At 60.5% G+C, this 18,460-nt stretch carries 19 protein-coding genes; 14 read left to right on the top strand and 5 right to left on the bottom strand.

Annotated elements, in window-relative coordinates; translation table 11 throughout:
• The first annotated feature begins 51 nt into the window (after positions 1 to 51).
• From HJB89_RS06785 to HJB89_RS06755, 7 genes are all read left to right on the top strand, one after another.
• Positions 52 to 1,572: an ABC transporter substrate-binding protein gene (locus HJB89_RS06785; RefSeq protein WP_207584719.1), complete on the top strand. Its 1,521-nt coding sequence runs from the start codon at positions 52 to 54 to the stop codon at positions 1,570 to 1,572.
• Between the two features lie 70 nt (positions 1,573 to 1,642).
• Complete coding sequence (locus HJB89_RS06780; RefSeq protein WP_221149346.1) at positions 1,643 to 2,704, top strand: Ldh family oxidoreductase; 1,062 nt, start codon at positions 1,643 to 1,645, stop codon at positions 2,702 to 2,704.
• A gap of 190 nt (positions 2,705 to 2,894) precedes the next feature.
• The gene (locus HJB89_RS06775; protein ID WP_221149345.1) at positions 2,895 to 3,185 is read left to right on the top strand and encodes a hypothetical protein; all 291 of its coding nucleotides are present in this window, start codon (positions 2,895 to 2,897) and stop codon (positions 3,183 to 3,185) included.
• A 38-nt stretch (positions 3,186 to 3,223) separates the two neighbouring features.
• Entirely contained in the window at positions 3,224 to 3,628 is a 405-nt protein-coding gene (locus HJB89_RS06770; RefSeq protein WP_221149441.1) for a hypothetical protein, read from the top strand.
• A gap of 67 nt (positions 3,629 to 3,695) precedes the next feature.
• Entirely contained in the window at positions 3,696 to 3,944 is a 249-nt protein-coding gene (locus tag HJB89_RS06765) for a hypothetical protein (protein WP_221115075.1), read from the top strand.
• 317 nt (positions 3,945 to 4,261) lie between these two features.
• Positions 4,262 to 4,492 carry a hypothetical protein gene (locus HJB89_RS06760; protein ID WP_221115074.1) on the top strand — a complete coding sequence of 77 codons (231 nt, stop codon included), beginning with the start codon at positions 4,262 to 4,264 and terminating at the stop codon, positions 4,490 to 4,492.
• Positions 4,493 to 4,626: 134 nt separating this feature from the next.
• On the top strand, positions 4,627 to 4,890 hold the full coding sequence (locus tag HJB89_RS06755) for a hypothetical protein (RefSeq protein WP_207584725.1): 264 nt from the start codon (positions 4,627 to 4,629) through the stop codon (positions 4,888 to 4,890).
• Between the two features lie 87 nt (positions 4,891 to 4,977).
• On the opposite strand, the gene HJB89_RS06750 is transcribed toward HJB89_RS06755, so the two are convergent.
• Positions 4,978 to 6,048: a LacI family DNA-binding transcriptional regulator gene (locus tag HJB89_RS06750; RefSeq protein WP_207584726.1), complete on the bottom strand. Its 1,071-nt coding sequence runs from the start codon at positions 6,046 to 6,048 to the stop codon at positions 4,978 to 4,980.
• Positions 6,049 to 6,226: 178 nt separating this feature from the next.
• Between HJB89_RS06750 and HJB89_RS06745 the strand changes: the two genes are divergently transcribed.
• From HJB89_RS06745 to HJB89_RS06730, 4 genes are all read left to right on the top strand, one after another.
• On the top strand, positions 6,227 to 7,054 hold the full coding sequence (locus tag HJB89_RS06745; protein ID WP_207584727.1) for an ABC transporter substrate-binding protein: 828 nt from the start codon (positions 6,227 to 6,229) through the stop codon (positions 7,052 to 7,054).
• Between the two features lie 64 nt (positions 7,055 to 7,118).
• Positions 7,119 to 8,654 carry an amino acid ABC transporter permease/ATP-binding protein gene (locus tag HJB89_RS33575; protein WP_221115073.1) on the top strand — a complete coding sequence of 512 codons (1,536 nt, stop codon included), beginning with the start codon at positions 7,119 to 7,121 and terminating at the stop codon, positions 8,652 to 8,654.
• Positions 8,655 to 8,843: 189 nt separating this feature from the next.
• Positions 8,844 to 9,980 carry an FAD-binding oxidoreductase gene (locus tag HJB89_RS06735; protein WP_221115072.1) on the top strand — a complete coding sequence of 379 codons (1,137 nt, stop codon included), beginning with the start codon at positions 8,844 to 8,846 and terminating at the stop codon, positions 9,978 to 9,980.
• Between the two features lie 115 nt (positions 9,981 to 10,095).
• Complete coding sequence (locus tag HJB89_RS06730) at positions 10,096 to 10,602, top strand: hypothetical protein (RefSeq protein WP_207584730.1); 507 nt, start codon at positions 10,096 to 10,098, stop codon at positions 10,600 to 10,602.
• Between the two features lie 68 nt (positions 10,603 to 10,670).
• Here the strand turns inward: HJB89_RS06730 and HJB89_RS06725 are convergent, their stop codons facing one another.
• On the bottom strand, positions 10,671 to 11,399 hold the full coding sequence (locus HJB89_RS06725) for an endonuclease/exonuclease/phosphatase family protein (RefSeq protein WP_221149343.1): 729 nt from the start codon (positions 11,397 to 11,399) through the stop codon (positions 10,671 to 10,673).
• A gap of 115 nt (positions 11,400 to 11,514) precedes the next feature.
• On the opposite strand from HJB89_RS06725, the gene HJB89_RS06720 reads away from it, so the two are divergent.
• The gene (locus tag HJB89_RS06720; protein WP_221149342.1) at positions 11,515 to 12,477 is read left to right on the top strand and encodes a lysylphosphatidylglycerol synthase domain-containing protein; all 963 of its coding nucleotides are present in this window, start codon (positions 11,515 to 11,517) and stop codon (positions 12,475 to 12,477) included.
• On the opposite strand, the gene HJB89_RS06715 is transcribed toward HJB89_RS06720, so the two are convergent.
• A complete protein-coding gene (locus HJB89_RS06715; protein WP_221149329.1) occupies positions 12,424 to 13,965 on the bottom strand; it encodes a phospholipase D-like domain-containing protein in 1,542 nt (513 codons plus the stop codon). The two genes, HJB89_RS06720 and HJB89_RS06715, sit on opposite strands and share 54 nt — an antisense overlap.
• 114 nt (positions 13,966 to 14,079) lie before the next feature.
• Between HJB89_RS06715 and HJB89_RS06710 the strand changes: the two genes are divergently transcribed.
• The gene (locus tag HJB89_RS06710) at positions 14,080 to 15,324 is read left to right on the top strand and encodes a DUF763 domain-containing protein (protein WP_221115071.1); all 1,245 of its coding nucleotides are present in this window, start codon (positions 14,080 to 14,082) and stop codon (positions 15,322 to 15,324) included.
• Between the two features lie 22 nt (positions 15,325 to 15,346).
• On the opposite strand, the gene HJB89_RS06705 is transcribed toward HJB89_RS06710, so the two are convergent.
• Complete coding sequence (locus HJB89_RS06705) at positions 15,347 to 15,796, bottom strand: pyridoxamine 5'-phosphate oxidase family protein (RefSeq protein WP_221115070.1); 450 nt, start codon at positions 15,794 to 15,796, stop codon at positions 15,347 to 15,349.
• A gap of 188 nt (positions 15,797 to 15,984) precedes the next feature.
• A complete protein-coding gene (locus HJB89_RS06700) occupies positions 15,985 to 16,902 on the bottom strand; it encodes a DMT family transporter (RefSeq protein WP_207584735.1) in 918 nt (305 codons plus the stop codon).
• Positions 16,903 to 17,119: 217 nt separating this feature from the next.
• Here HJB89_RS06700 and HJB89_RS06695 point away from each other — a divergent pair, with 217 nt between their 5' ends.
• Positions 17,120 to 18,457 carry an epoxide hydrolase family protein gene (locus tag HJB89_RS06695; protein WP_259669445.1) on the top strand — a complete coding sequence of 446 codons (1,338 nt, stop codon included), beginning with the start codon at positions 17,120 to 17,122 and terminating at the stop codon, positions 18,455 to 18,457.
• The last annotated feature ends 3 nt before the right edge of the window (positions 18,458 to 18,460 follow it).

Here is an 18,460-nt window from a genome sequence, read left to right as displayed (position 1 = left end):
GGGACGAAGATTCGCTTGAGGAGCGCCGACGGCGCATGGGAGGAGAACGAAATGAAACTGCATTTGCTAGCTGTCTGCTTTTCAACCACGATGATCGGGCTGAGCGGTGGCTCGGCTCACGCTGAGGATGCCAAGAGCAACGTGACTGTTGTGCTTGCCGAAACCGTCGATGTCGTCGAGCCTTGCATGGCGGCGCGCCAGGACGTCGGCCGGGTCATTTCCGAGAACGTCAACGAGATGCTGGTCGAATTCGACTACGTCAACGGCGGCCTCAAACCCCGTCTGGCGACGGAATGGTCGAAGATCGACGACGACACCTGGGAATTCAAGCTGCGCCCGAATGTCAAATGGCACGATGGCAAGCCGTTCACCGCCAAAGACGTCCAGTTCACGATCGAGCGCAACAAGAACAAGAAGCTCAGCTGTGAGACCGGCGGCAAATATTTCGGCGGCACGGAATTCAGCTTCGAGACGCCGGATGCCAACACGATCCGCATTACCACAAAACCGGCGCAGCCGATTCTTCCGCTGCTGATGACGGTGATGGCCGTGGAATCAGCCGAGGCGACACCAGCAGACGAATTCACCCGCAAACCGATCGGCACTGGCCCCTATACGTTCGACAAATGGGATATCGGCCAGTCGATCGTGCTGAAGCGCAATCCGGACTATTGGGGGGAGAAACCGCAGGTGGAACAGGCGACCTATCTGTTCCGCTCCGACAGCGCGGTCGCAGCCGCCATGGTCGATGCCGGCGAAGCCGATATCGTTCCGGCCGTATCGGTGCAGGATGCCACCAACAAGGAAACAGATTTCGCTTATCCGAATTCGGAGACGACATCGCTGCGCATCGATACGCGCGCGGCACCCCTCAACGACCGGCGCATTCGCGAGGCGATGAACCTCGCCATCGATCGTCAGGCAATGCTCGGAACGCTGTTCCCTGAACAGGCGAAGATCGCCACACAGCTCGTCGTACCCACAACGATCGGTTACAATGCCGATATTCCCGTCTGGCCCTATGACCCGGAAAAAGCAAAGGAACTGGTCAAGGCGGCGAAAGCTGACGGCGTCCCGGTCGATCAAGAGATTCGCATCATCGGCCGCAACGGGCAATATCCGAACGCCACCGAAGCGATGGAAGCGATGATGGCCATGCTTCAGGACGTCGGTTTGAACGTAAAGCTCGATATGTATGACGTTTCCGTGTGGAACGGCTACTTCGTGGCACCTTTCGTCGCCGATTCCGGTCCGACGCTGACGCAGTCGCAGCACGATAACGCGACCGGCGATCCCGTCTTCACCGCCTTCGTGAAATACGCGACCGACGGCTCTCACTCCATGGTTCGGGATCCCGCAGTCGACGCCCTCATCGCCAAGGCGACCTCAGCCACCGGAGACGCGCGCACAAAACTCTGGAAGGAGCTTTTCGCCAAGGTGAACACCGAGATCATCGCCGATATCCCGATGTTTCACATGGTCGGATTCACCCGCGTTTCGCCGCGTCTCGATTTCAAGCCGACGATCGCGACGAATTCCGAGCTGCAGCTATCGCAGATCCGCTTCAAGTAAGCCGGTTTGCGGATTGACGCGCGGGCCGCCTTCCCTGAATGGCCCGCGCTTTCGATGACATGACGGATGGATGCCTATGCCGCTGATTGACCGCATTGACCTCACCCAATTCGCCGAGCAGATATTGATCCGCGCCGGGATGGAACCCGACAAGGCCAAAATCACAGCCGCCGTCCTGGTGGAAGGCGACATGATCGGCCACGAAACGCATGGCGTCAGCCTTTTGAACTGGTATGTCGAAGCGTTGGAAGATGGTTCGCTGGCGAAGTCGGGTAGCTACGAGGTGGTCAATGACCGCGGCGCAGCCTTTGTGTGGGACGGCAAATCTTTGCCCGGCGCATGGCTGCTGACCAAGGCGATCGACCAGGCCTGCGAACGCGTACGCGATCATGGCGTCGTCACCGCCGCAATCCGAAACTGCCATCACACCTGCGCACTGTCAGCCTTCATGCGGCAGGTTACCGAACAGGGCCTCATCGTTCAGCTGTCGGTATCGCATCCCGCGGCAAGCCGAGTCGCGCCCTATGGCGGCACAAAGCCGCTCCTGACCCCCAACCCGATGGCGGCCGGCTTTCCGACATCCGAGGATCCGATTCTGATCGACGTCTCCGCCTCGATCACCACCACGACGATGACGCAAAACCTGGCGAACGCCGGCAAGAAATTCCCCGAGGCCTGGGCCTTCACCGCCGCGGGCGAGCCGACCGATGATCCGCGCGAGGTGACCGAACGTGGCGGGACAATGATGCCCCTCGGCGGTCAGTTGAAGGGACACAAGGGCTTTGGGTTCGGGCTGATCGTCGAACTGCTGGGGCAGGGGCTTTCCGGCAAGGGACGGGCGAACGCGCCGCCCGGTGTGTTTTCGCAAAGCGCATTTATTCAGGTCATCGACCCCGCCTTTTTCGCCGGGCTGGACGCCTTTACCGCGCAGTCCGATTATCTCGCCTCTGCATGCCGCAGCAACCCATCCGCGCCGTGGAACGATGGCCCGGTCCGCATGCCGGGTGACAGCGCAGCCCGCAGGCGACGCGCGGCGTTTGAAGAGGGCGTGTCTGTCGGCGATGTGCCTTGGGAAAAGCTCTGCAAACATGCCGAGCTCCTTGGCCTGCGCATTCCGGATGTCGCCGCGTGAGGCACGCCTCCAAGACTGTCCTTGATCTAGCGATGCCAGTCCCACGTGCGATTCTCGCATGGCGAGCGTTTTGACGTCTCGGGAGACGTGTTCTGACGTCCCCAACCGAATTGTGGAACAATGTCGGTCTTCCCTGGTTAACGACCATAAAGATGTGTGACGCGGAAAACACGGAACAGCGGGAGGTTCGATGAAGCGGAGCATAGGATTTGGGCTGGTTTTTGCCGTTGTTCTGACGGGCTGCACGACCGGCGCAGGCAATTACGCGTCGGCGGGACTGGCCCCCATTCCCGGCAGCATCACCTATCATGGGCAGCCTCGCACGAAGCTGACGAAATCGCCCGTGGGTTCTTCTTTCCCGCATAGCTTTACAGATCAATGGGGACGCCAGGTCGAGGAAATTTACATCATCCGGCCTGACCGGAGCTTGCTGATCGCCGAGCGCCACTATCGGCCGGTCTTCTCGCTCGACGATAACTAGAACAGGATGGTTTTAGCCCCAGGGAAGGAGAATTGATGATGCCGCGACGCAAGAGCACTGAGACGATGACCCTCGACACCAACGGAGCCAAGATCGGCGAACCGGTGCCGAAAGCCATCATCGATACGAACACGGCCTCGGTCGGCATTCCCCGGCAGCCTGATCAGGGCCTGCGTGAGGAATTGAGCGCGTTGCGACAGCAAATCGACGCGCTCCAGCGGCAGGTGTTCGATGGTGCCCGATCGTTAAAGGGAGGCGCCCGGAAAGCAAAGCGGCAGACGGAAGCGGCTGTGAAGCTCTATCCGGCTTCGACGCTCATCCTCGTTGCGGCCGTTGCGGGTGCGTTCGCCTTCGCTGGACACCGCGCTTCTCTGCCGCGCCATCGCCATCAATCGCTGCGCGAGTTGAGGGATCTTTACGACGCGATCCGCGAGCGCATCTGACAAGATTTCAGGATTGTCAGCATCGCGATTATGCCCGACACTTGCTCATCGAAGCGAGGGCAACCGCATGCTCGACATCATTATACGGAGCGCTCTTGATATTGTTCAGCGTACGGAGCGCCTGATCGTGGCAAGCAAGCAGCTGCTGAAGAGTGAAGACCTTGACGAAGTCGAAGTGTATGAACTCGATTGCGAGATCGAACGGCTCGGGGATGCGGTTTTCGTCGTGGACGAAGCCATTCGGTCACTTGCACGCGCCGTCGAATGTTGGCCGCAGGCCGCACGGGCCTACGGCATAAACAGAACATTGCATTGATGGGCTGTCGCTGCCTTGGGCAGAGCTGACAATTCACGGAGCCCGTTCCGGACGTGTTTTCGAGCCGCGATCTGCGTGTCACGCCGATGTCACGCGACCATGGAAACAATATGTGCTTGATCGGCATGGTTGGGATGAGGCTGAGGTCTCAGACCTAGCGATTGCCGTTCTGATGGCGGGAACCGGCCGCTCTGTTGTTTGATCGATTTTTAAGCGCATTGGAGACACTCGATGAGGGATGTGCTGCCGACTATCACGCGTGTCCTGAGCCGTGGACGGCTGGGGCAATCCTCCTTTTGTTTCGATGGGGCATCACGATGACCTCGAAGACCTCCCGGCGAAAATCTCAGCCCCACGAATTCATCTTTCCGGTTCACACACGCACGATCGCAGAGATCAGATATGACAGCCTCAGCCGAGTCATGACGGTGGTCTATCACGACGGCCGCTCGACGACGACGACCGGCATACAAGGCCCGGCGATGCTGAGGATTCTCGCCCAGCGTCCGCTGGAGCGCTCTCCGTTCCTGTTGCAGACGGTCATCTGACCTGGAGAAACCGTCGCCACCTCTTGTCTCTGCCGCGTGACAAGGCATCCGCTGGCTAAATCGGCATGATTGTGCATCCATTTCCCGCAGGCTGCGTTCCTCTCCTACAGTTAGACCTAATGGAGTGAATGCCGATGACCTTTCCACCGCCGAAAACCGAAGCTCCCGCGCAACGCTTTGAACAGGCAACCGAGGCCGCGCGCGACGCATTGGAAAGACTGATTGCCGTCGCCAATGAGTCCGGATGGGCAACCGGAGAGATAACCGCGGCGCTGCTTAAGGCCGCGCAATTTCTGAGCGACGCCAACAAGAAAGATCCCGATCCGGCTGATGACCCTGTCATCAGCGATGCTTCCGCTAGGCAAGAGCAGATTGGTCATGGCGAGCTGTACGACTAAGCATGTCGCGCAAAAGTGCGCAGCGGTTTTGCAGCAACGACATGCGTAAAGACAAAACCTAAAGCGCGACGCGCTTTAACCCAGATTTTACCGGCCGATCGTCGCAACGGAGCCGCGCACGACGAGGCTGGTGGCAACGCGCAGACGTTCGACGGCAAGCGGGGTGCGTTCGATGCGGGCGACGAGCCGTTCGCCGGCGAGTTTGCCCAGTTCGTAGACGCGCTGGTCGACGATGGTGATCGGCGGAACGGTGACGCTGGTCCAGTCGGCGTCCAGAAACGAAATCATCGAGACATCCTGAGGGATCGACAAGCCGAGCGACTGCAGTGACTTGAAAATGCGCAAGCCCACGAGACTGTCGGATGCCAACAGCGCCGTCGGCGGCGATATCTCCGAGAGCAGGCGTTTTATCACGGCGTTTGTCTGCTGCTGGTTCGTGGCGCCGAGCCGGATGTAATGAAGAGGGTTCGGCAAACCCGCCTCGGTCAGAGCGCTGACGAAGCCTTCCATGCGTTCGCGCACGGCGGAATTTGATATCCGCCCGAGCTCAGTGAGCCCGCCGTCCTCGGCGTCCATGGCGGAGATATAGGCGAGGCGGCGATGGCCCTGGCCGATCAGATACCTTGTCGCGGTGAGTGCCGCATCCCTGTCATCCCCGGTCACGGCGTCGACATCAAGCTCCGGGATGGCCCTGTCGAATAGAACCAATGGCACGCCGGCGCGGCGGACGTGCTGCAGGTGATCGAGGCGATCGCAGCGGGCCGGCGTGACGATCAGGCCATCGACGCGTTTACCGATCAGCAGGTCGACCGCCGATTTTTCCGCATCGATCTGTTCGCCCGAATTGGCGATGATGACGTTGAAGCCCGCAAGCCGGGCTGCATCGGTAATGCCGCGCACTGCGAGGCTGAAGAAAGCATTCTCGATATCGCCGACCACCACGCCGATAATGCCTGAGCGTCCCGTGCTCATGCTTCGGGCGAGCTCGTTCGGGCGGTATTCGAGCGCGGCGGCGGCCGCCGTCACCTGATCCTTGATCTTGTCGCTGACGACGCCATAGCCGCCGAGCACGCGGGCTGCCGTCGCCTTCGAGACCCTTGCTGCCTTCGCGACGTCGGCAACCGTGACTGAACGTTTCGGGGCAGCGGAATCTTCCATGGCGCAGCACTACAAGAGTTGTTGACGGCCGGTCAATTGACAGATATCAAATATGTCGTGAGACCGGTCTCTTTATATAGAAGACCGGTATCTTGTCCAGAAGTCTTCGTCGCACGGGCGACGAGACCGGATGATAACGAATGCCGACAAGAGCATCCCTTCAGAGCGGAGAACGAACATGAAGCCTTTTGAATCTTTCGCGGCCGTCGCGGCTCCATTGCGGGCTGGCCTTCTGACGTGCCTTCTGGCGATGGGGGCCGGCTCTGCGGCCGCGGCCGACAATCCCTATAGCCTCATCGAGCCCGGGGTGATCAGCGTCGGCACGATGGGCGATGCCAAGCCCTATACGTTTGCGACGGCGGACGGCCAGTTCACCGGTTTCGATATCGAGTTGTTTCTCAACGTCGTCTCCCGCCTTGGCATTCCGAAAGACAAGGTCACGTTCACGGGCCAGGAATTCTCCGCACTTCTGCCGTCGGTGGCAAACGAACGGTTCGATGTTGCTGTCGCGGCGATCGGAACCACCGAAGCCCGGAAGAAGACCGTCGACTTTTCCGACGGCTATCTTGCCGGTTATCTCTCGGTCCTGACGGCGGATTCCGGCATCAAGGATGCCGACGGCCTCAAGGGCAGGCGTCTCGGCGTCGTGCAGGGGACCTTGCAGGAAGTCTATGCGGCCAAGAATTTCGGTGAGGCCGATCTCGTGAAATTCCCCGACAACAATTCCGCCGTGGCTGCCCTCAACAACGGAACGGTCGATGCGCATTTTCTCGACTACGAGGCTGCCAAACAATATGGCGAGCGCTATCCCGCGCTGAAGATTGCGGTCAACATCCCGTCCTTCGATGCGCCAGCGGGCTTCGTGATCCGCAAGGGAAATGACGCCTTCCGCACGGCGTTGAACACAGCTCTTCACGACGCGATGCAGGACGGCACCTGGAAGACCCTCTATGAAAAATGGTTCCCCGGTTCGCCGATGCCGGACCAGTACCTTCCCAAGAAGTAACGTCGTAAGCCGTCCGCTCCGGCGGACGGTTTCATGCCCGGCTTGGGCTTCGATGAGGATCTCGATGAACTGGCTTGAAAATCTGCGCCGCAGCTTCCTGGACTGGGACGCCATGGCCGAAGTGCTACCGAGCATGATCAGCGTCGGCCTGAAGAATACCCTGATCCTGGCCGCCGCCTCGACCGTGCTCGGTGTCGTTATCGGCATGGCTCTCGCCGTCATGGGTATCTCGCAGTCCCGCTGGCTGCGGCTGCCCGCGCGCGTCTATACCGATGTCTTCCGCGGTTTGCCGGCGATCGTCACGATCCTGATCATCGGTCAGGGTTTTGCCCGGATCGGACGGGAGATCTTCGGTCCGTCGCCATTTCCGCTCGGCATCCTGGCGCTCAGCCTGATTGCCGGGGCGTACATCGGCGAAATCTTCCGATCAGGCATCCAAAGCGTCGAGCGCGGCCAGATGGAAGCCTGCCGGGCGCTCAGCATGAGCTACGGGCAGGGCATGCGCTTGATCGTCATCCCGCAAGGCATCCGGCGGGTTCTGCCGGCGCTGGTCAATCAATTCATCGGAAACGTCAAGGATTCCAGCCTCGTCTATTTTCTCGGATTGCTCGCCTCCGAGCGGGAGATCTTCCGCGTCGGGCAGGATCAAGCTGTCGTAACGGGCAATCTGTCGCCCTTGTTGCTGGCGGGCGTCTTCTATCTCGTCATCACCGTGCCGCTCACTCACTTGGTCAATTACATCGATGTGCGACTGCGCCTGGGAAAACAAGGCCGCAGCTCGGGTGTTGCGAGTGGATTGGTCGAGGTGAGCGAAATGCGCGCCGCCGGTCCGCAACCCCCGGCAAAATCTGTCGAGCAGACCGAACCGCGCTTCAAGGGTGGTGCCCTGAACGTCCGGGATCTCACCATGGCCTATGGTAATCTCGATGTGCTGAAGGGTGTCGATCTCGACATCGCCGCCGGTACCGTCACCTGCATCATCGGTCCTTCCGGCTCGGGAAAATCGACGCTGCTGCGCTGTATGAATAGGCTGGTGGAACCGAAAGGCGGCGACATCCTGCTCGATGGCGCCAGCATTCTGGCCATGAAACCAGAGCGGTTGCGCCGGCGCGTGGGCATGGTGTTCCAGCACTTCAACCTGTTTCCCGATCACACCGCGCTTGAGAACGTCATGCTTTCACTGACGAAGATCAAGAAGATGTCGAGGCAGGAGGCGCGACGCATTGCCGAGGCGCGTTTGGCCGAGGTCGGTCTTGCCGAGCGCAGAAATCATCGCCCGGCAGGTCTGTCTGGCGGGCAGCAGCAGCGCGTCGCCATCGCGCGTGCTCTTGCGATGGATCCGGAACTCATCCTGTTCGATGAAGTGACGAGTGCGCTCGATCCCGAATTGGTGAAAGGCGTTCTCGACTTGATGGCAGCTCTCGGCCGCCAGGGCATGACGATGGCCGTGGTGACGCATGAGATGGGATTTGCACGCAGGGTGGCCGACCAGGTCGTCTTCATGGATGAGGGCCGCATCGTCGAAGCCGGCTGCCCGGGGCAAATCTTCGACAATCCCCACAGCGAGCGGCTGAAACGCTTCCTTGCGGAAGTCCTCTAAAGCATGTCGCGCAAAAGTGTGCAGCGGTTTTGCGGCAACGACATGCGCAAAAAACAAAGAGCCAAAGCGCGAGGAGCGAATCTGAAAGATCGCGACGCGCTTTAGCCCCTGACGCGAGGCATGCCGCTGAGGGCTCCTACGACGGATGCATGGAATTCGTTCGACATAGCAGGAAACAAGGTTATCGACATGAATGCTTCCCCCAAACCTTCGAAGGTCGTCGTCATCGGTGGCGGCATATTCGGCGTCTCGACGGCTGTCCATCTCGCTCGCCTCGGGATCGCCACCGTGCTCGTCAGCGATGGGCCGCTTGCCAATGGCGCCTCCGGCCGTTCGCTCGCCTGGCTCAATTCGGCCCGGAAACGCTCTGATGCCTATCACCGGCTGCGCCTCGCCGGCATCGACCGTTATCGCACCCTTGCTGCCCGATATCCGGATGCGCCCTGGCTGCGTTTCGATGGCGGCCTGACCTGGGATGCCGATGACGCCGGCAATGAGATAGCCGAGGTCTTCGACTTCGAGCGCGACCTCGGCTATCACGCGCAATGGCTGGCCCAGGAAAACATTCCCGGCGCGACGCCCGGCGTCGACGCCGGTGCGGTGACGCCGCAGGGCGCGATCTTCAATCCCGGAGAAGGTTGGGTCGATCTTCCCTCGCTGATCGGCCTTCTCGCGGAGGAATTCCGTTCGCTCGGCGGCGAGGTCGTGACGGACGCCGGGCGCGCGGCGATTGATGTCGAAGGCGCCCGTGTCTGCGGCGTGAGCGCAGCGGACGGCAGACACTGGGACGCGGAGTCTGTGCTGCTCGCCGCGGGCGGCGCCGTTCCGGCAATCGTTGCCGAAGCCGGCCAGCATATCGACGATGCAACGCCGGTCGCGCTTCTCGTCAGGACCAAGCCGATCCGCCATTCGCTGAAGGCCGTGCTCAACACCCCCCGCGTCGCCATCCGACCCATGCCGAATGGCGGCTTCGCCCTCGATTCCGCCTGGTCCGAGGAAGAGGTCGAAGTGAAGCCGGACGGCGGCTATGAAGTCAGACAATCGACGTTGGACGGGCTGCTGCGCGAGGCGTCAAAAGTTCTCGAAGGCAACCCGACGCTCGAGATTGAAGATTATGGGGTCGGCCCAAAGCCCATTCCGGGCGATGGCGAGCCGGTCTTTGGCGAACTGCCGTCGATCTGGGGTTACTTCGTCGCCTTCAGCCATAGTGGCGCCACCCTCGGCCTGATCGCCGGTGAACTGCTGGCCGACGAGATCGCCACCGGACGCCGTCATCCGCTGCTGGCGGAGTTTCGGCCCGAACGTTTCAGCGCGTCGCGAGGATGACGGTCGTGGAAGGAGCGGAAGTCCGACTCGGCGCCGTTGCGAACCGCGACCGGCGTCCGATGCATCCTTCTGAGCCGTCGAGCGTTCTATCGCCAGGAACAACTGGAGATCCATCATGTTCAAGGACGAACTCGGGGACATCGGCACAAACCTGGACAGGCGCGACAATACCGGCACCGCACCGGCTGCTTTCGAAGATGCAAACGCCAATCCCGATCTCATCAGGCGTGAGGGCTTCGCGAGCGAGGCCGAATATCGGGCTTATATCGCGACGCTCGGTGGTCATGCTCCGGTTGGAGGCACCTTTGAGGAGCCTCTCCTGGCCTCTGACAATCATGCCCTGGAAGGCCGTCTGCGAGAACTGAGAGAAGAACTCGAAAACCTCCGCGCCCGCCTTCAGGTGATCCAACATCAGGCTGCGACCGTCGTTGCGGCGAACGTCCGCTGGGCCGATGCAAGCGCCCACGCGCAGCTTGGCAATCAGCCCTGGCTCAAGCTGGCCGGCGCAATGGCGGCAACATTCGTCGTCACCAGAGGCATCACGCGGCTGCCGCTCGGAACCGTGGCGACGACGGCGCTACCGTTGGTGGCGGCCGCGATGAAACGGAAGTCCGTCAGGTGAACATCGTCCTCTAACGGGACATCGGGCACGGCACACTTCTGCTTCAATCGCCTTCTCTCGGCGTCCGTTTAGGCGAAACCAATTTCCGCAAGGAGAGGCAGGTGATCAGAGGCGACCCTTGTCAGTCGGTTTTCCAGGACCGTCGCCTGTTTGACGACGAGATCGTCGGAAACGAGAATGTGGTCAAGGCGCATCAGCGGATAGCGGGAAGGGAAGGTTGCTCTTGGTGTGGCCTTGCCTTCGCGCTGAGCATCCTTCAATGACTGAGTGGCAAGTCGGTAAGTCGCCGATGCCGGAATGGCGTTGAAGTCGCCGCAAAGGATGGTGGGGAGAGATTCGCCCGCTGTCCCGCGCAGCCAGCCCGAGTTCAACAGCGTCGTCATCTGCCGCATGCGCTCGCGGCCGCGAAGGCCAAGATGGGTGTTGACGACCAGCAGTTTTCTGTCGCCGACCAGTATTTCGACCGAAAGGGCACCGCGCTGTTCGCCGATGGATGGCAGCGGGCCGGCCTTGACCGCGCCAGTCGGCAGCGCGGTGATGATCGCATCGCCATACTGCTCTTCGGCAATCGACAGCGCCGGATGAAAATGAGCCTGCATCTCCAGAAGCGCGGCGATCGTATGGGCCTGGTCGATGCCGCCGGTCCTGCGCCTGAGGACATCGACCTCCTGAAGAGCGATGATGTCGGCTTCCGCCTCGGCGATGACTGAAGCAATGCGTCCGGGATCGAGCTTGCGGTCGTTGCCGATACAGCTGTGCACGTTATAGGTTAAGAGTTTGATCGTTTTTTCCGACATGAGTCCGCTGAAGCTTGTCCTTGGGGACATGGATCTCGTTCCCCAGGGGAACACAAAACTCATTTGATCGTTCCAGATTATCGAACCATCCCGTTTGCACTCCTGAGGACAATCGATGAGCTTGAAAAACATGATCTGGAATGGACTGCTCGTTGCTGCCCTTTGTTTCGCGGTCTTCCTTCTTTACCGCATCTTCCAACAGTACAGCCTCGAGCAGATCGTCCAATCGGTTCGCAGCATACCTTTTTCGAATTTCTGCGTAGCCCTGCTGTTTGCGGCGGCATCCTATCTATGTCTTGGCTGTTTCGATCTCCTGGCGATCCGTTCACTCGGCAAATCCTTGCCTTATCCCAAAATCGCGTTGGCTTCGTTCATCAGCCTGTCGCTCGGCCACAATATCGGTTTTGCCGGACTGAGCAGCGGCGCCTTCCGCTACCGTTTTTATTCGCGCTGGGGGCTGACGACCGAGGATGTCGCCAATATCATCGTGTTTTGCGGCATCACAGTCGGGCTGGGGCTGATCACGCTTGGCGGCCTGGCGATGATCATCAATCCCGGCGACGCCGGGCGCCTGCTGCGGCTCGATCCGGCCGGTGTGCGCATCTTCGGCTTGCTGGCGCTCATCGTGCCGGTCGTCTATGCGGGGCTGGCGTTTTTCATCCGCAGCAAGTTGCGGCTTTGGCGCTGGTCCTTTCAGTTGCCGCGATTTTCGATAGCGGTCGCGCAAGTTGGGGTCGGCACGATCAACTTCGGGTTCGTTTCTGCCTGTCTCCACCAGATGCTCTCAGCCTTCGGCGATGTTGCCTTCTTCAGATCGGTAACAGCCTACGTGCTCGCCAACTCGGCAATTCTTGCAACGCATGTTCCAGGTGGTCTCGGCGTGCTCGAGGCGACCGTCTCCTATGCGGTGCCGAAGGAAGCATCCATCGGCGCGCTGATCGCATTCCGCTGCGTCTATTTCTTCATTCCGCTGGCGCTTGGCGCAACGCTACTCGCAATCAGCGAGGTCGTCTTTCGCCGCCGATCACGTGGAGCGAACGAGACGGCGGACGAAGGCGCCGAGGCCCAGTCGGCTTAGCAGTGTGGTGGGCCGACCCGGGTCGAAGAGCGCGGTTCCCATGACTGGCTTGGTGCTGCCGGCCATGTCGACTGCAAACTCGCGCAAGCCGCGGCGACCATCATTCAGCGTCTCGATCGCTTCGATCACCGATCCTGTCCGAGCGAAGGCTGCAGCAAAGGTCTCGGCCGCCCTTCCTAGGTATTCCGAAAGCAGGCGGTTGCGAAGATCCACGATCCCCCGGCGTTGATCCTCGCCGTCGGCCTCCAAGAGCATATCGCATTCGGTATCAATTGCTTCCGAGCGGTTGTTGATGTTGGACGAGCCGATGCGCACCAATTTGTCATCGGCAATTATCAGCTTGGAGTGGACGAGCACCTCCACTTCTGTGCTCGACGCCAGCGGGGCTCGCCCAGGGGCAGTGGCTTTGGGCATGACCGGCCCCGGAACAACGGGATAGTAGATGCGCAGCCGATGAGCGCGATCAGCGCGTTTGAGGCGACGGATGACACGGTCGCGATTATTGCCCATGACAAGCTTTTCGATCAGCCCGTGAGAGCTGCGCGTACAGATGATGATGACTTCAGGCCCGTCTTCCTCCTCAAGCCCGGCGGCGATGGCCTCCGCGACGCGGAAGGAGGCGAGGTATTGTGCTTCGATGTAAAGTGATCGCTTCGCCCGGGCGATCACATCAAGTGTCATGTCGATACCGTCGCTTACGCCGGTCCGCAAGGCCGTCGAGGGTTCCGTCAGCGCGAAACTGACCGAAATATCTCCGATCGAAACCGGCAGATCATCGGGCCAGACGAAAGGCGCGCTCGCGACCAGCGGCGAGTGGCTTTCGCCGGTGGCGTCTTCCCAGCGCCGCCTGGCGATATCGCCGATCAGCTTGGCCGCGTCGCCCGTGACCATCGCTTGAACATCGTGCAGGGGGTCGTAGGAAACGCCGGCGGGATCACGTCGCAGTTTGTCTTTGGCGCGATGAAGCCAAGTGTCCCACCGCCGCGCCGTCAGATCCATCCCACCGATGAAGGAGACCGCGTCGTCGATGCAGACGAGTTTCTGATGATGGCAGCCGCCGACTGCCCGCGCAGAATCGAAGCGCAGATCGATCCGGGCATTCTTCGGGAAATTCTTCTTGCGAAACAGCTGCAGGGACTTGTTCGAATAGAGGGGGCCGAGTGCCCAGACGAGGATGCGTATTTCCAGTTCGGGATTTTCCGCCGCGAGACCGTGCAGCAGGTCGGCAAGCGTCTCCTCGGATTTATCGGGTTCCATCAGGATGTCGGGATTGAAATCCCATCCGATGATCCAGACAGTGCGCCGCGCCTGCCGTAGCGCCCGCGCCAGCTCGGCAAAATAGCTGTTGCCGTTGATCAGGAAGGCCGCCTTCGCGGCACTCCCTTGCAGGTCAAACCCACTGCAATCTTGCCTTTTACGGCCGACCAGCGCCGGCAATTTTGCCTGTGTCAGCGTCGGATGATTGAAGACGGTCTCAATTGCGGTCATGATTGCCTCTCTAACTGGGGAAACAAACGCTTGGAATATTTCTGGGTTCCCTGCGGTGGCGGAAGAGGCGGCCGGGCTGACTTCGTCCGGCGATAGAAAGCCTAAGGAAACGCGATGTCACAACGAGCAGGCAGTGCCGATCTTCCGCTTCACGGGGGACGTGTGCCACATTGGCTGGGCGACCGGATGACGCGACTCGGTACGCTGATCACCGAGGCGATCGTTCATCACTATGGCCGCGACGAATTCCTGCGCAGGCTTGCGCATCCCTTCTGGTTCCAGTCCTTCGGCGCGGTCATGGGCATGGACTGGCATTCCTCCGGCATCACCACCAGCGTTCTCGGCGCCTTGAAACGCGGACTGAAGCCGCGCGCCGGCGAACTCGGCCTGCATGTCTGTGGCGGCCGCGGCGCGCAGTCGCGCAAGACCCCGCAGGAGCTGCTGTCGATCGGCGAACGGGTCGGTCTCGATGGGGAGGGGCTGGCGACGACGAGCCGTCTCATTGCCAAGGTCGACAGCGCCGCCCTTCAGGACGGGTTCGATCTTTATCTGCACGGCTTCATCGTCGCCGATGACGGCCATTGGGTGGTCGTGCAGCAAGGCATGAATGGCGACAAGCGGCAGGCCCGGCGCTATCACTGGCTGTCGGAAGGGCTGGAGAGCTTCGTCGACTCGCCGCATGCGGCCATCGAGGGCAGGAGCCAGGGCGAGATCGTCAATCTGGCCGACAGGCGCGCCGAGCGTTCTCGGCGTGGCCAACTCGATCTGCTGGCGACGCTCGGTCCCGACCGGATCGTTCGCGAGGCCGCCGCGCTGCTGCGTGTTGAGCACCCGGCGCCCGAGCCTGCCGAACAACCGATGCTGCCGCACCTGATCATGCCGACCCATCACGACGTTCGCGAAAGTGACATCATCATGAGGCGCCTGCACGGAAATCTGGCCGCCGCAGCCGACCGTGGACCGGCGGATTTCGAAGAGCTGCTGCTGGTTCCAGGTGTCGGTGCCCGCACCGTGAATGCGTTGGCCCTGGTGGCCGAAGTCGTCCACGGCGCGCCTTGCCGTTTTTCCGATCCGGCGCGCTTCTCGATCGCCCATGGCGGCAAGGACCGCCATCCCTTCCCAGTGCCGCTCAAAGTCTATGACGAGACGATCGGCGTGATGAAATCGGCGGTACAGAAAGGCAGGCTCGGACGGGAGGAGGAACTGCAGGCGCTGAAGCGCCTCGATGACCAATCCAGGCAGATGGAACGCTACGTCACCGGTCCAGACCTCAAGGAAATTATCGCCGGCGAATTCCGCCAGTCCGCCGATTTCGGCGGCCGGAGCGTCTTCGGCTGTGAGGAGCCGCCCGCAGAGTAGGGCACCCCTTTGTGCCACTGTCTTAACTCGCTGAGCCGGGTAGGGTGACCTCGCCGTTTTCCTCACCATCCCAGTACCGGATGGAGGACGCCGAAACTTTGATAAGAACGATCCCGGGAGTGTCCACACCTTCAGGAAACCACCGCTGGAGATCGGGCACCCAATGTTCTTCGAACGCCGCCTTGTCCCGCACCAGCGAGGCGAAGCCCTCGACAGCGATGAAAATCCCCGGTTTGCCGAGGAGGCTGGGAGGTGCCGTGAACGTCAGCGAGACGATGTCGATGCCTTCGATCTCCGTGATTTTCCTGCTGTCCTCATACGAAAAGAACCAGGAATCCCCGTCATATTCGACGTCGCCATTATTGCTCATCGGTCGGGCCGAGATGCAGCCCGACCCGGCGTTCGTCGACAGCATGCAGAAATCGATCTTCTTCAGTTGTGAGGATAGGTCTTCGAGGGTCATGGACGCCATTGCGATCTCCCGGGTTTGAATGCTCGGGAGTAGCGTGCAGGCGTCCAAATTGTTCCGTGGAAAGCCTACGTGACTAAGCCTCCATCCTTTTGATCTATTCCCGCAAGGTTTAAGGATGGAAGTATGCAGGAATTCCAGGGGTTACAGCAGCGTCCTATGCAAAGCTGAAGATAAGCGGCGCTATACCCTCAATGGCCGTCGGGCGGGACGGCTTCGACCGGAACCGTCTCTTTCAGGTTCTTCCGGTGGAAGATGAAGAGCCCGGCAAAGACGATGATTGCGGCGCCGATGACGATCTGTGCATCGGGAATATCATTGAAGAAGAAATAGCCCAGAATGATCGCCCAGAGCAGCAGCGTATACTGCAGCGGCGCCAACAGCGATGCCGGCGCGAGCTTCAGCGAGCGTGTGATCAGCAGGTGCGCGCAGGAGGCGACGATCCCGAGCAATAGCATGCCGGCCCAATCGACGAGTGTTGCCGGCTGCCAATGGCCGATGCTCAACACGATGCCGGTCGCCAGGGCGGCGATCGTCTGCCATGTCACGAGCGTCGTATCGCTGGTCGAACGTAGATAGCGGCTCATCACCAGCGACAGCGCAAAGGCAAAACTGCCAACAAGACCGAAGAGCGACGGAAGCGACAGCATCGCCGTCGATGGACGCAGTGCAATGACGACACCTGCAAAGCCAAGCAGAACGGCAAGCCAACGGCGCCAGCCGATCTTCTCTCCGAGAAAGAAATGCGAGAGCGCCGCAATGTAGATCGGCCCGGCCATATAGAAGGTCATGACATCTGCGAGCGGCAGATAGGCGACGGCGGCGTAGAACAGGGCAACATCGGCGGTCGCCATGGCGACCCGGATGAACTGGAGGCCCTTCTGTTCGACGCGAAACAGGGCCATCGGCCCTTGTCGCGCGATCATCGGCCCGAGCACGACGAAAGCGCCGACGGAGCGGATAACCAGCACTTGGCCGACGGCAAAGCTTGCGACCAGCCACTTGCCCATCGCATCGTTCAGTGCAAAGAGCAGATCGCCGAGCAGCATCAGCACGACGCCGGTCATGATCAGGTTTCCGGCATTGGCTGCGGCCGTCTTGGTCTTCATATGGCGTCCTTGCAAGAGGGGCCGCTCAGGCGCGGCCGAGGTCGGCTTCAGCTTTAACACCGCCGATGTCAACGGTTAGTTTCACCCGCAATTTGATTGATCGCCGCCATCGCTGGGGCCGCGGTGCTCCCGTCACGTTCCCTAGCGGGGCGTCCTCGCCGCTATGCCGGACATCTGCGGATACAAATCGGCGTGACCTCGGACATATCTCGGATACATGAAAAAGGCACCGTCTTGGGGCGAAAATTCAACCCTAAAACGGAGTTTCCCTTTGACGTCCCTCCCTCCTGATATTAACCGCCGCAATTTTCTGGCGGCCGCCGCCATCGCCGGCACTGCAACGATATTAAAGCCTGCGATGTCATTTGCTTCCACTGGCGCAGCCCACGAGATTCGACCTTTCAAGGTAAGCGTTCCCGACAGCGCTCTCCAAGAGTTGAAGCAGCGCCTTGCCTCAGCGCGATGGCCCGCCAAGGAAACCGTCGGTGACGACTCCCAGGGCGTCCAGCTCGACCGTTTTCGCGCCCTCGTGAACTATTGGCAGGACGGTTACGACTGGCGGAAGGTCGAGGAAAAGCTCAATGCCATTCCGATGTTCATTACCGAAATCGATGGGCTCGACATCCATTTCATCCACGTCCGCTCCAGGCACGAGAACGCGCTGCCGTTGATCATGACCCATGGCTGGCCGGGTTCGATCCTTGAAATGCTCAAGGTCATCGATCCGCTGACAAACCCGACAGCTCACGGCGGGAGGGCCGAGGATGCCTTCCATCTGGTCGTTCCCTCGATTCCGGGCTTCGGTTTTTCCGGTAAACCGGACGTGCGGGGATGGGGTTCCGACCACATCGGTCGCGCATGGAGCACGCTCATGGACCGGCTCGGATACCAAAAATACGTCTCCCAGGGTGGCGATTGCGGCTCGGTCATCTCGCAGCGCATGGCGCATCAGAACGTTCCCGGTTTGCTGGGCATTCATCTCACCATGCCTGCAATCGTCCCGCGCGAAATCGTACCTCTCCTCGCTGCAGGCGCTGCCGCACCCGAAGAGTTCAACGAGGAGGAGCGAGCTTGTTTCGATAAGCTGGCGATCTTCTACCGAGATAGCGCTGCCTACGCGCAAATGATGGTCACCCGTCCGCAGACCATCGGCTATTCGTTGGTAGATTCACCGGTCGGAATGGCCGCTTGGATGTACGACAAGTTTGCTGAATGGACATTTAGCGACAAGCAGCCGGAAAAGGTCCTGACGCGCGACGAGATGCTCGACGACATTTCGCTCTACTGGTTCACGGAGACCGGTGCCTCGGCTGCCCAAATCTATTGGGAAGACCATACCAACAACTTCAATGCCCTCGACAAGATCCCGACGTTGCCGGTGGCGGTCAGCGTCTTCCCAGGGGAAATTTATCAAGCCCCGAGGTCGTGGACAGAGCGAGCCTACGGCAACCTGATCTATTTCAACGAGGTTGATAACGGCGGACATTTCGCCGCTTGGGAACAGCCCGCGATCTTCACGAACGAAGTTCGGGCGGCGTTCCGTTCGCTACGCTAAGTC

The organism is Rhizobium sp. NZLR8 (assembly GCF_019685025.1).
In the GTDB taxonomy this organism is placed as follows: domain Bacteria; phylum Pseudomonadota; class Alphaproteobacteria; order Rhizobiales; family Rhizobiaceae; genus Rhizobium.
Note: the sequence above shows the minus strand (reverse complement) of the source record. Positions and strands in the feature narration are given on the sequence as shown.